13 protein-coding genes are annotated in these 12,228 nt (G+C 63.7%); 5 read left to right on the plus strand and 8 right to left on the minus strand.

Annotated features, from left to right (window positions below; all coding sequences use genetic code 11):
• Positions 1-2 precede the first annotated feature (2 nt).
• Positions 3-635 (minus strand): TetR family transcriptional regulator, encoded by a 633-nt coding sequence (locus MKD49_RS18930; protein ID WP_252697075.1) that lies wholly within the window; start codon positions 633-635, stop codon positions 3-5.
• 187 nt (positions 636-822) lie between these two features.
• Here MKD49_RS18930 and MKD49_RS18935 point away from each other — a divergent pair, with 187 nt between their 5' ends.
• Positions 823-2,052: an arabinose transporter gene (locus tag MKD49_RS18935; protein WP_252697076.1), complete on the plus strand. Its 1,230-nt coding sequence runs from the start codon at positions 823-825 to the stop codon at positions 2,050-2,052.
• A gap of 92 nt (positions 2,053-2,144) precedes the next feature.
• Here MKD49_RS18935 and MKD49_RS18940 read toward each other — a convergent pair whose 3' ends face one another.
• Positions 2,145-3,233 (minus strand): sensor domain-containing diguanylate cyclase, encoded by a 1,089-nt coding sequence (locus MKD49_RS18940; RefSeq protein ID WP_209533833.1) that lies wholly within the window; start codon positions 3,231-3,233, stop codon positions 2,145-2,147.
• Between the two features lie 819 nt (positions 3,234-4,052).
• Between MKD49_RS18940 and MKD49_RS18945 the strand changes: the two genes are divergently transcribed.
• Entirely contained in the window at positions 4,053-4,463 is a 411-nt protein-coding gene (locus tag MKD49_RS18945; RefSeq protein WP_252697078.1) for a hypothetical protein, read from the plus strand.
• Between the two features lie 151 nt (positions 4,464-4,614).
• Here MKD49_RS18945 and MKD49_RS18950 read toward each other — a convergent pair whose 3' ends face one another.
• From MKD49_RS18950 to MKD49_RS18960, 3 genes are all read right to left on the minus strand, one after another.
• The gene (locus tag MKD49_RS18950; RefSeq protein ID WP_121042447.1) at positions 4,615-4,974 is read right to left on the minus strand and encodes a 5-carboxymethyl-2-hydroxymuconate Delta-isomerase; all 360 of its coding nucleotides are present in this window, start codon (positions 4,972-4,974) and stop codon (positions 4,615-4,617) included.
• A gap of 113 nt (positions 4,975-5,087) precedes the next feature.
• The gene (locus MKD49_RS18955) at positions 5,088-6,065 is read right to left on the minus strand and encodes a threo-3-hydroxy-L-aspartate ammonia-lyase (RefSeq protein ID WP_121042449.1); all 978 of its coding nucleotides are present in this window, start codon (positions 6,063-6,065) and stop codon (positions 5,088-5,090) included.
• A 73-nt stretch (positions 6,066-6,138) separates the two neighbouring features.
• The gene (locus MKD49_RS18960) at positions 6,139-6,801 is read right to left on the minus strand and encodes a transcriptional regulator (protein WP_252697079.1); all 663 of its coding nucleotides are present in this window, start codon (positions 6,799-6,801) and stop codon (positions 6,139-6,141) included.
• Between the two features lie 153 nt (positions 6,802-6,954).
• On the opposite strand from MKD49_RS18960, the gene gcvA reads away from it, so the two are divergent.
• The 3 genes from gcvA (at position 6,955) to MKD49_RS18975 (ending at position 9,610) form a co-directional block, all read left to right on the plus strand.
• On the plus strand, positions 6,955-7,857 hold the full coding sequence (gcvA, locus tag MKD49_RS18965) for a transcriptional regulator GcvA (protein WP_252697080.1): 903 nt from the start codon (positions 6,955-6,957) through the stop codon (positions 7,855-7,857).
• A gap of 100 nt (positions 7,858-7,957) precedes the next feature.
• Positions 7,958-8,794, plus strand: coding sequence for a DMT family transporter (locus MKD49_RS18970; protein ID WP_252697081.1), 837 nt, complete (start codon positions 7,958-7,960; stop codon positions 8,792-8,794).
• A gap of 54 nt (positions 8,795-8,848) precedes the next feature.
• On the plus strand, positions 8,849-9,610 hold the full coding sequence (locus MKD49_RS18975) for a glucose 1-dehydrogenase (RefSeq protein WP_252697082.1): 762 nt from the start codon (positions 8,849-8,851) through the stop codon (positions 9,608-9,610).
• A 16-nt stretch (positions 9,611-9,626) separates the two neighbouring features.
• Here MKD49_RS18975 and MKD49_RS18980 read toward each other — a convergent pair whose 3' ends face one another.
• The 3 genes from MKD49_RS18980 to MKD49_RS18990 are packed head-to-tail and all read right to left on the minus strand — an operon-like array spanning position 9,627 to position 11,915.
• Positions 9,627-10,400: an amino acid ABC transporter ATP-binding protein gene (locus MKD49_RS18980; protein WP_039787624.1), complete on the minus strand. Its 774-nt coding sequence runs from the start codon at positions 10,398-10,400 to the stop codon at positions 9,627-9,629.
• Between the two features lie 9 nt (positions 10,401-10,409).
• Positions 10,410-11,069: an amino acid ABC transporter permease gene (locus MKD49_RS18985; RefSeq protein WP_034331136.1), complete on the minus strand. Its 660-nt coding sequence runs from the start codon at positions 11,067-11,069 to the stop codon at positions 10,410-10,412.
• Between the two features lie 9 nt (positions 11,070-11,078).
• Positions 11,079-11,915, minus strand: a complete 837-nt coding sequence (locus tag MKD49_RS18990; RefSeq protein WP_252697083.1) for a transporter substrate-binding domain-containing protein — start codon at positions 11,913-11,915, stop codon at positions 11,079-11,081.
• Between the last annotated feature and the right edge of the window lie 313 nt (positions 11,916-12,228).

The raw sequence follows: 12,228 nt of genomic DNA on the forward strand, positions 1-12,228 counted from the left end.
ATTCAGCGCGGCTGCAGGCTGTGCAGATAGGCGCAGAACATGTCGGCCATGGCCTCGCCATGGGCGCGTATTTCCCTCTCAGGCAGCGTGCCGCGCGAAAGATGTTCACCCGCCGTGGTGAGCGTGGTCATCATCAATTGCCCCGCGCGTTTGCGTCGTGGCGCGGAAACCCCCGGCAAGGCTTCGCGCATGAACTGCGCGATGATGCCGTCCCAGTCGTGGCGCATTTCTTCAGCCTCGCGCGCATCGCGGTAGAGCGGCGCGGCATCGGCCAGCGCCATCCGTACCTGGGCTTCTTCGAATTCGCTGCGCAAAAAGGCATGCACCAGTTCGCGCAGGCGGCGTGCCGGTGGCTTGTCCGTCTCCTGCAGCAGCTGGCGCACCATCGCCGTGGTCTGCTGCCATTCGTCGGCCTGCAGGCGAAACAGGATGGCCGCCTTGTTGGGGAAATACTGGTACACCGATCCCACACTCACGCCCGCGCGCTCGGCCACGCGCGCCGTCGTGAAACGCGGCGCACCTTCGCGCAGCAAAACCTGAACAGCAGCTTCCAGGATGGCGGCCACCAGCTCGGTGGAGCGCGCCTGTTGCGGTGTCTTGCGGAGGGTAATCTCGGGGCGGCGGGGCTTGTTCATGGGGAGGGCGGGGAAGTAGCGAAGACGTAAATGGAATGCGACTAGGAAACCTGACGAATCCGTCACATACTGCCATTCGACGGAATATGACGGATTCGTCGCATTCTACTGCGCAGCGTTCCTGCTATCAACGGGACTTCCGCAACATTCCTGAGTCCACCCTTCACAATTTTCTTCGAGGTTTCCCATGAACGGAAAACAGGCAGACCCGCCTCTCTCCATCCCGCCGGCCACCGCCGCCGGCAACGGCACATCCGTCCTGCAGGCGCTTGCACCGCTGACGCTGGCCGTCTTCATCGCCTTTCTCACCATCGGCCTGCAGTTGCCGGTGCTGCCCTTGCACCTGAAGGAGGCACTGGGCATGAACGCCACCGTAGTGGGTGTGGTGGTCGGTGCGCAATTTGCAGCGGCGCTGCTCTCGCGCGCCTGGGCCGGCAACGTGGCGGATCTGCGTGGCCCCAAGCGCGCTGTCGTCGGCGGCTTCGTGGCTGCGGCGCTGTCGGGATTGATCTATCTGGCCTCTCTGCTCTGGCTGGACCAGCCGGCCATCTCGGTGGCGGTACTGCTGGCGGGACGCGTCCTGCTGGCCCTGGGCGAGAGCCTGGTCATCACCGGCACCATGGGCTGGGGCATCGCGCTGGTCGGGCCGCAGCATGGCGGCAAGGTGATGGCGTGGCTGGGCATCGCCATCTATGCAGCCATGGCCTGCGGTGCACCGCTGGGTGTGGCCGTCAGCAAGGCCTGGGGATTTGCGGGGATTGCCGGCGTGAGCGTGCTCTTGCCGATAGTGGCGCTGCTGGCGATCAGCCCCTTGCGTGGCGTGGCGCCCGGAGCCAGCCGCCGCACGCCCTTTTACCAGGTGCTGGGTGCCGTTTGGCAGCCTGGCCTGGGGCTGGCTTTTTCCAGCGTCGGCTTCGGCGTCATCACGGCATTCATCGCCTTGTTGTTTGCGGCACGGTCATGGGGGGATTCCTCGCTGGCCTTCACCAGCTTCGGTGTCACTTTCATCGTGGCACGCCTGTTCTTTGCCCATCTGCCGGACCAGATCGGTGGCGCGAAAGTGGCGTTGGTGTGCGTGGTCATCGAATTGCTGGGCCAGTTGCTCATCTGGCAGGCCGACAGCAACTGGATGGCCTATGCCGGTGCTGCGCTGACGGGCTTCGGCTACTCGCTGGCGTTCCCCGGTTTTGGTGTGGAAGCGATGCGCCGCGCACCACCGCAGACGCGCGGCCTGGCCATGGGGGCGTATGTGGCGTTTCTTGATCTCTCCCTGGGCATCACCAGCCCGCTGGCCGGTGCGCTGGCCAGCCATGCAGGGGTACAGAGCGTGTATCTCGCGGGGGCCGTGGTGGTAGGCTTGTCGATGCTGGTGGCGCTCTCTCTGCTTTCCAAACCGCCTGCCAGTCAAGGGCGATAAGAGCTCGCTACGGCCCATAAAAAAAATCGCCGCTGTTTTCACAGCGGCGATTTTCGTTCCTGCCCCAGCGTCAGCAGCGGCAAGCAGCGAGCTCATGCATTGCGCGGATTGCGCCCATGCTTGCGCTGATACATGGCCTGGTCAGCCGCATGCAGCAAGGCGCTGAAGTCGCACATTTCCGAAGGCGTCACGGTCGCCGCGCCCAGGCTGATCTCGATGTCGGTGTGCGGCCACTTCACGCGGGCCACGGATTGCTTGATACGTTCCGAGACTTGCATGGCACCGGTCTCATCGGTATCCGGCAGGATCAGCGAAAACTCGTCGCCACCGTAACGTGCCAAGAAGTCGCTGGCCCGCAACGGCGAGCGCAGCACGCGCGCCAGTTGCACCAGCAGGGCATCGCCGGCCGGGTGGCCATAGGTATCGTTGTATTGCTTGAAGTAGTCCACGTCCACCATCAGCATGGTCAGCGGACGGGCATTGCGCAGATGGCGTGTCCATTCTTCGCGCAGGCGCGAATCGAAACTGCGGCGGTTGCCGATGCCGGTCAGGGCATCGGTCATGGTCTGCTGTTCCAGCTTCTGCATGGCGCGATGGCTGTCGATCTGTGCTTCCAGCTGGCGTGCCAGTTTCTGGAACGCGTCACGTTGTGCCGGGGTCAGGGTGCGCGGTACGCGGTCCATCACGCACAGCGTGCCCAGGATGTCGCCATTGCCCGACACCAGCGGCACACCCGCATAAAAACGCACGGCCGGATTGCCGCGTGCCAGCGCACTGGTGGCAAAGCGCAGATCGCTGGACAGGTCATTGACTTCCGTGATCTGGCCCGGCGTACGTGCCGCCGTTTCGCACAGCGAGAAGTCGACAGCATTGCGCATCACCCCGGTCTGGCCGGGGAAGCGCCACCACTGGTTGCGGGCATCGCCACGGCCATTGTTGACCGACAGGTAAGGATGCTGCAGGCCGATGTCGGCATGCAGCTGGCTGAACATGCCCATGGGTGTCCCGCAGACGCTGGAGGCCAGCGAGATGAAGTCGGACAGGGCCGGCTCCAGCCAGGCATCGGCGTCACTGTCGGTGTGCGCAAGCTCGATGCGCTGGGAGGCGTTGTCCGTCATGGCGCGATGCGCAGCTTGGGTCCGCTTGAAAATGGAGCGTTCGGGAGTGTACTGAGCGTGCAAATCTCGAATGTTCATGGCGCGATACTCGTGAGGGTTGTGTTGCGTTATGTTCGGTCGCCGTCAGCGCAGTGGACTGCAGTGGGGAGGACGGCGTGGCATAGCGGTGTGCAAGTGGAAATATTTTTCTTTTTCTTCGCCACACACCATGTTGCCCTGCGACATCAAGGTAGCAGATCGAGTTCGGAAGTAAACCGATTTGGAACATCCTCTTACAATTTATACGCGTTCGTAGCGCAAACGATGCTATTCCGATCACATACAAACAGCTTGGCTGATCATGCTGACAATTGACGATTTATTAGGGCCTGCTCACATTCAATCTGCGAGTGCGGGAGGTCGCCAAGCGTTGACTGCCTAGGCGCAGCGACGCGCCGTGGTGGTGCCACGGCAAGGAGCTGCAACAACGGCAGGCGACGCTTGGCGGCCTCTCCCGGAGGGTTGCCCCCAGAAGGCGCGCTGGCCGCGTTGCACGTCAGGGCTGGTGGCACCACCACCAGCCCTGACGCGCGCCTTGCCAACACGCCTTCTGGGGGCAACGCATCTCGCAGATTGAATGTGAGCAGGCCCTAATCTCTTACCGGCGATATGCGACATTAGTTTTTTCGCGCTGAAATGAACATCGGACAGCACCACTTTCGCGTGTCAGCGGATTCTTATATTGCTCTGCAATATGTCGGGGGAAAGGCGACGAACGGGCGTCGCCACGCGGCGACATAACGCTGTCGCCACAGGGAGACGATTAATGCTTGCCAAGCGCGATGGTCGTAAATAAACTCTGCCGTTCCTTGTTTGATCCGATCAACGTTTTTGAAAGCAGAGATGTCGACCCAGCCCAAAGCAGGCGCAGTCCTGTTCGCCAAAGATGTAGCCCGCCTCGCCGCGTTTTATGCGCAGGTGCTGGCGGTGGTTCCCAAGCAGGCCCAGGCCGAGAAAGTAGTGATCGAAGCCGAGGATTTCCTGCTGGTGATTCATGCGATTCCGCAAGCCAGTGCAGCCACGGTGGAGATCACTTCGCCACCGGTGCTGCGCGAGAACGTGCCGGTGAAGCTGTTCCTTCCCGTGCGTTCGCTCACCCACGCCCGACTCGCCACGCAGCAGCTCGGCGGTGGCATGAAAGCGGCCGATGCCGAATGGAGCGGTCCGGATTTTCGTGCCTGCGATGGCTTCGATCCGGAAGGCAACGTGGTGCAGTTCCGCGAATTCCTGCGCGAACCCGCACTGGCATCCTGAAGCTCGGATGCACTGACCACGCATGGTCGCGCGGCATCACAAGAACAATATCGCGCACCTGTCGTGCACCAGCAAAAAAAGCCGCCCGGTCTGCACCGTGCGGCTTTTCGTTTTGAGGGCCGCGCCGTGATGGCGCTGGCGGGCCCGCAGCTTATTGCAGGGCGAGCTTGAAGTAGCTCTCGCGCTGCATGTCCACCACTTCCACCGTGAGCTGTACCTGCAGATCCTTGGGCCAGTTCTGGTCCTTCTGGAGTGCCGCGCCCAGCAGGTCGGATACCTGCTTCTTGTCGTCCAGCGTGCGGCCGGTCAGGATGGCCAGGCGCACCGCCACGAAGGCACGTTTGGCCTCCGGTGCGGTACCGACCAGGTAGTTGTCCAGACGCACGGCACGCGCCTTGATGGCGTTTTCTTCAAAGTGTCCGCTGGCCACCAGCGCCTGGTTCAGCTTGAGCAGCGTCGGTTGCACATCGAGGGCGAGATTGCCGGTGTATTCCAGTACGAGATGGGGCATGGTGTTTCCAGTCCTTGTGGGTGAGTGGAGGGATCAGCATTGAATGATGAGGGCTCAACACTGTAGGCCAAAACGAAGTCGCGTGCGATTGGGCTCACTGATGCGCCCGATAATCAGGACAAATACCCCGACAGCTTGCCCAGGTCGATGTTGCCGCCGCTGATGATGACGCCCACGCGTTTGCCCTGCAGCTGCTCCTTCAGCTTGCGGGCGGCAGCAAAGCCCAGGCAGCCGGTCGGCTCGACCACCATCTTCATGCGCTCGGCAAAGAAACGCAGGCCGGACACCAGCTCGGCATCGCTGACGGTGTGGATGTCGTCCACCAGCTGGCGAATGACGTCGAAGGTGTACTTGCCCAGATGCTGCGTCTGTGCGCCATCGGCGATGGTCTTGGGGGTATCGATATGCACGATCTGGCCCGCGCGCAGTGACTGCTGTCCATCGTTGCCGGCTTCCGGTTCGACGCCATAAATCTTGCAATCGGGAGACAGTGCCCGTGCCGCCAACGCCGCACCGGACAGCAGGCCGCCGCCGCCGAGGCACACGAACAGCGCATCCAGCGGACCGGTTTCCTGCAGCAGTTCCAGCGTGGCCGTGCCTTGTCCGGCCATCACGTGCGGATGATCGTAGGGTGGGATCAGCGTCATCTTGCGCTCGGCGGCCAGGCGCGCACCGATGGCCTCGCGGTCTTCGGTATAGCGGTCATACATCACCACTTCGGCACCATAGCCGCGCGTGGCGGCGACCTTCGCTGCCGGCGCATCCTCGGGCATCACGATGACGGCGGGAATGCCCAGCAATTGCGCGGCCAGCGCGGTCCCCTGCGCATGGTTGCCGGAGGAGAAGGTGATGACGCCATGCTTGCGCTGTTCGCTGTCGAACTGCGAGAGCGCATTCATGGCACCGCGGAACTTGAAGGCCCCCATGCGCTGGAAGTTCTCGCACTTGAAGAACAGCTGTGCGCCCACTTCCGCATCGGCCGTGCGCGAACGCAGGACGGGCGTTCTGTGCGCCCACGGCTTGATGCGTTCGGCGGCCAGCAGGACATCGGCGAAGCTGGGGGATTCGGTAGCGCTGGAGACGGGGATCATGAGGTTTCCTTCAAGTGGGATGGAAAGAGACAGTGACGATGCATATGGCGGGGAGCGCGCGTGACGTCCGCGCTTACTCCTTCTCGTCGTTGTAGACGGTGGCGCGCGAGACACCCAGATGCGCGGCCACGATCTCGGCCGCGCGCCGGATATCCAGGCAGCCGGACTGGCGCAGTTCACGCATGAGCTGGCGGCGGTCTTCGGCCTTGAGGCTGCGCGGCGTGGTCGACAGCCGCGCGGCAAAGGCATCGATGCGGCTGCGCAGGCCTTCGGCACCGGCCGGCTCCAGCGTTTCGGCCACGCGCACGCCCTGGTCGATGCCACCGAACTGGCGCAGCATGCCCTGCAGCGCGCCGAACAGGGTCAGGTCGATGTTCATGCACAGCGCGGCCACGTATTTGCCATCGGCATCCTTGATGCCGATCGAGGTGCTCTTGGCCTGCCGGCCGTCGGGCAGCGTATTGGCGTAATTGGTCAGGACCTGCGGATAGCTCTCGTCGGCGATGCGCGCCAGACCCAGTTCGGTAGTGGCGTCGCCGACCTCGCGCCCGGACAGATTGTTGTGCAGGGCCACGATGGAGTGATCCGCATCGCGCAGGTCGTGCAGCACCACTTCGCAGAAGGGAGCGAAGGTCTCGCCCAGGCCCTGCGCTACCTGTTGCAGTTGGGACAGCAACAGGGCGTGGTCGGGACGGTCGGGTTTCTTTTTGCGGGAGCGGGAAGTCATATGATACATATTATCTAAAATTAGACGTTGTGTATAGATTGGATTTTGCGCAGCATTCTCGTCCGCTTGCGAGGAGCTTCCCGGACTGCAAGACGACGGCTGTTGCTATCATGAGCTTTCATTCATGACCGGTTTTCCCGCCGTCTACCCCTGAGCGCAACCATGAGAGACCTTCCCCCCACTGCCACGCTGCGGGCCTTCGAAGTCGCGACCCGCCATGCCAGTTTCACCTCCGCCTCGGAAGAGCTGCATGTCACCCAGAGTGCGGTCAGCCACCAGCTGCGCCACCTCGAAGCGCTGTGGGGCATGGCGCTGTTCCAGCGCGGCAAGTCCAACACGCTGACCCCGGCCGGGGCCGCGCTGGCGCCGGTGGTGCGCGAGTTCTTCGCCCGGCTCGAGGCCACCCTGGCCGAGCTGCGCGCGCAGGAAGGGCGGCAGCCGCTGAAGGTCAGCACCACCTACTCCTTCGCGCTCAAATGGCTGCTGCCCCGGCTGCCGGCGCTGACGCAAGCCCATCCCGAGCTGCTGGTGACGCTGGAGACCACCGATACGGCCATCCACTTCACGCCGGCCGAACCGGATGTGGCGATCCGTTTCGGTCCCGGCCACTACCCCAGCCTGTTTTCCGAATTCCTGTTCCGCGAGCAGATCTTCCCGGTGGCCAGCCCGGCCCTGCTGGCGCGCCTGGGCATGCCCCGCAAGCCGGCTGACCTGCGCCGCTATCCCCTGCTCACGCGGGCCGGGGCCGACATGGTGCCGAAATGGGACCTGTGGTTCCAGCAAGCCGGGGTGAGCGTCTCGGCCCTGCGCGAAAGCGTACGCCTGGCCGATACCAACATGACCATCGAAGCAGCGCTGCTGGGCCAGGGCGTGGCCCTGGCCCGCAGCGGCCACGTCGAGCAGGAACTGGCCAATGGCAGCCTGGTGCGGCTGTTCGAGCTGGCCTTGCCCTCTCCGCTGGCTTATTACTTCGTTTGTCCCAAGGGCGTGGAGACGCAGCCGCACGTGGCCAGTTTCCGGGCATGGCTGCAGGCGCAGTCACAGGCAGCCGGTGCGCGCTACTGAGATGCAAGGTCACCGCCTCGGCACCAGGCATGAGGATTTGCTCATGGCGGGATGAGGAGACTTCGCTTCTGTCCGGCGGCGCTCCTGCTTACCATGGCGCATGCCTTTGCCTGTCGTCCTGCTCATCCTCCTTGCCGCCTTCCTGCATGCCAGCTGGAATGCGCTGCTGCGCAACGGCGCGGACCGTCTCTGGTCGATGGCCGTGATGTGCCTGGCCGTGGCGTTGGCCAGTCTGGCCGTTACGCCGTGGCTGCCGCTGCCCTTGCCGGCCAGTTGGCCGTACGGACTGCTCTCGGCCCTGCTGCACGTGGGTTACAACCTTTTCCTCGTGCGCAGTTACCGTAGTGGTGAGCTGGGCCAGACCTATCCGATCGCGCGTGGATCCTCGCCCCTGCTGGTGACGCTGGGTGCGGCCCTGCTGGCCGGTGAGATGCCGGGGCCGGCGGCGCTGGTGGGAACAGGACTGGTGTCGGGCGGCATCATCGCGTTGGCATTCAGGGGCAGCAGGATGGCGTTGCCCGGCCTGCGCTATGCCTTGGGGACCGGCTGCTTCATTGCGGCCTACAGCGTGGTGGATGGCCTGGGCGTGCGGCTCTCCGGCAGCCCCATGGCCTATACCGCATGGATGTGCGCCGGCTGGGGTTTGCTGATGCCCGCCGTCTTCGTGGTGTGGCGCGGCCCCCGCGCATTGTGGCAGCCGCCCGCCTCGGCGGCGACCTGCGCCACCGCCTTTGCTGGCGGGCTGGTCTCGCTGCTGGCCTATGGCATCGTCATCCAGGCCATGGCGCTGGCACCGATGGGGGCGGTCTCGGCACTGCGCGAGACCAGCGTGTTGTTCGCCGCCGTCATCGGCCGGCTGTTTCTGGGCGAGACGCTGACCTGGCCACGTGTACTGGCCTGTGCTGCCATCGCAGCGGGGACGGTACTGATCGGTTGATCCGGTGGCCGTTCCTGCTCCCCTCCCGTTGTGCTCACTCCATGGAGATCTGTCATGACTCACGCATCACCGAAGCCCGTCATTCTCATCACCGGCGGCAGCCGCGGCATGGGCGCCGCCACCGCGCGGCTGGCCGCTGAACGCGGCTACGATGTGGCATTCAGCTATCTGCGCGATGCCGCAGCGGCCGACCTGGTGGCGGCCGATATCGCGCAGCGCGGCGCACGGGCGCTGGCGCTGCAGGCCGACAGCGCCGACCCGGACCAGGTGGCGCAGCTCTTCGCTACCATCGATGCGCGCTTCGGCCGTATCGACGTGCTGGTCAACAATGCAGCCACGCTGGAGCGCCAGTCACGCATGGAAGACCTGAGTTTCGCGCGCATGCAGCGCATCTTCGCGGTCAACGCCATCGGACCCATGCTGTGCGCGCAGCAGGCGGTCCGGCGCATGGCTTATCGCCATCAGGGCAAGGGTGGCGTGGTGATCAACGTGTCTTCAGCCTCTGCCCGCCTGGGCAGTCCCAACGAATATGTCGACTATGCCGCCTCGAAGGGCGCACTGGAAACCTTCACTACCGGCCTCGCCAAGGAAGTCGCGCGTGAAGGCATCCGCGTCAACTGCGTACGGCCCGGCCACATCTACACCGAGATGCATGCCAGCGGCGGCGAACCGGACCGGGTCAACCGGGTCCGCGAATCCATCCCCATGGGAAGGGGCGGACAGCCCGAGGAAGTGGCGCGCGCCATTCTCTGGTTGGCCAGCGAGGAAGCTTCCTTCAGCACGGGGACCTTTCTCGACGTGACCGGAGGCAAGTGAAGCCGGGCTCCCGAGATCAGGCCGCGATCTTGTGCACCCGCGCGAGGAAAGCCTGGGTGGCCGCCTGCGTCGGCGCATCAATCACCTGCGCCGGCGGCCCGGCCTCAACCACCACACCATCGCGCATGAAGATCACCTTGTCCGCAACCTCGCGGGCAAAGGCGATTTCATGGGTGACCAGGATCATCGTCATGCCGCGCTCGGCCAGTTGCTTGATGACGTTGAGGACCTCGCCGACCAGCTCCGGATCCAGTGCCGAGGTGGCTTCGTCGAACAGCATCACTTCCGGATCCATGGCCAGCGCCCGCGCGATGGCCACCCGCTGCTTCTGGCCGCCGGAGAGCTTCTCGGGATACATCTCCGCTTTCTCCGCCAGCCCGACCTGTGCCAGCAGTTTCATCGCCTGGGCATGGGCATGCGCCTTGGGGCGGCGCAGTACGGTGACCGGGCCTTCCATCACGTTCTGCACCACCGTCATGTGCGGGAACAGATTGAAGTGCTGGAACACCATTCCCGTCTGCGCGCGAAAACGTGCCATGGTCCGGTCGCTCAGCTTTTCCGGCACCGTCTGGTCGAAGTCAAAACACTCGCCGCCGATCTTGATGACACCGTGATTGGGCGCGGCGAGCAGGTTCAGGCAGCGCAGCAGGGTGGATTTTCCCGAGCCCGAGGGGCCGATCAAGGCCACCACTTCGCCCTTGGCAATCTCCAGGTTGATGTCCCTCAGTACCGTCTGGTCGCCAAAGGACTTCTTCAAGCCGCGTACAGAAATCATGATGGGTTTGCTCATGGCGCTTCCTCAAGCCTTGATCTGATGCAGTTCCAGCCGCTTGGCCACCACGGTGGCCGGGAACAGGATGATGAAATACAGCACCGCCACCAGGGTATAGATCTCCAGGGGGCGATAGGTGTCGTGGGCGATCAGCTGGCCCTGGTAGACCAGGTCGGGTACGGCCAGCACCGAGAGCAAGGACGTGTTCTTCAATTGCATGATGGACTGGCTCACCAGCGGTGGCGTCATGCGCCGGAAGGCCTGTGGCAGGATCAGCCGCCGCATCACCTGCCAGCGGGTCATGCCGATGGCCTGGCCCGCCTCGGTCTGCCCGGCATCGATGGAGACGATCCCGCCCCGCACGATCTCCGAGTAGAAGGCGCCGCCATACAGCGTCAACGCCAGCGCAGCCGCCATCCAGGGCGAGAGTTCGATGCCCAGCAGTACCGGTAGCGCATAGTAGAACCAGATCAGCTGCACCAGCACCGGCGTACAGCGGAACACCTCCACATAGCCGCGCAGCACACCGCACAGGGTGCGGTTGGAGGAGACCCGGCCCAGACCCACCAGCACGCCTACCAGCAGGCCGGTGATGACGACCACGGCGGTGAAGAGCACAGTGGTGATGACGCCCGACACGATGATGCCGCGGTATTGCCACAGCATCCCGAAATCCCAGCTGTACATGGCCGCTCCTCAGAACTTGAGCTGCGGTGGGAAAGCGGTCGGGGGCACCTTGGCGAGATTCTGCATGTTGGCCACGATGATCTCGCGGATGCGCCCGGCCTTGCGCGATTCCTCCAGCCAGCCGTTCACTGCGGTCACGAAACTCTGATCGGCCTGCTTGCGGATGCCGATGTTGGTCGGGGCCGTTTCATCCGGTGTGGGGAAGACGATGTGGCCGATGTTGGGCAGCTTCACCAGCAGCGAGGTCGACAGCAGCACCACCAGCACCTGGCAGTCGGCGCGTCCCGATTGCAGCGCCATGGTGGCCGCGGCCGAGGTTTCGAAGCGCAGGATGGTGGCCTTGGGCAGGATGCGCGTGACCAGCTGGTCGTGCGAGGAGCCGACGTCCACGGCGACTTTGATTTCAGGCTTGTTGAGATCTTCCCAGGCCTTGAACTCCAGCCCCTTGCGGGCGACCACGGTATTGATGTTGTTGTAGAGCGGATTGCTGAAATCGACCACTTCGCGGCGCTGTGGCGTGGGTGCCATCGCCAGTTGCGCATCGATCTTGTTGGTCTGCACGTCCAGCACCGCATTGCCCCAGGTGGTCTCGACCCATTCGACTTCGGCCTTGAGATAGCGCGCCAGGTCACGGCCGAAATCAGCACAGAAACCTTTCCACTCCTGCGTCACCAGATCCTTGTTGAAATAGGGGATGGCACCGTTGATGGCACCCAGGCGCAGCTTGCCGGTACGCTTGACGCGCGCCATGGTCGATTCGATATCCTGGGCGAAGACTTCCGGCAGGCTCAGTACGGCCGTGCCGGCCAGTGCCGATTGAAGGAAGTGTCTGCGTGAAATGCTCATGTGGGTCTCCTGGTAGGGTGGGTCGTGGCTCGTGCTTGCGGGGTTTCACTTGAAAAAAGACTGCGGTACAAAGCGCATTGCAGGCGGGGTCGACCTAGCGATTTTCATGCCATCCATACGCACGGCTGATCGATGCAGTACTCGCCCGGCCAGCCTCTTGCAAGAGGCTGGCCGCACCATGAACGGTCGGTGTTGCACCACGGTGAAGGCATGTGCCGGCATGGTGCTTGCTGTCTGCCTTCGTCAGGCGCGTTCTTGTCGCTATTGTCGTGGCCGCTGAGGCTGAATCCGTGAGCTGAATCTGTGAACTGCA

Source organism: Herbaspirillum sp. WGmk3 (assembly GCF_023952535.1).
Taxonomy (GTDB): Bacteria; Pseudomonadota; Gammaproteobacteria; order Burkholderiales; family Burkholderiaceae_D; genus Herbaspirillum; species Herbaspirillum huttiense.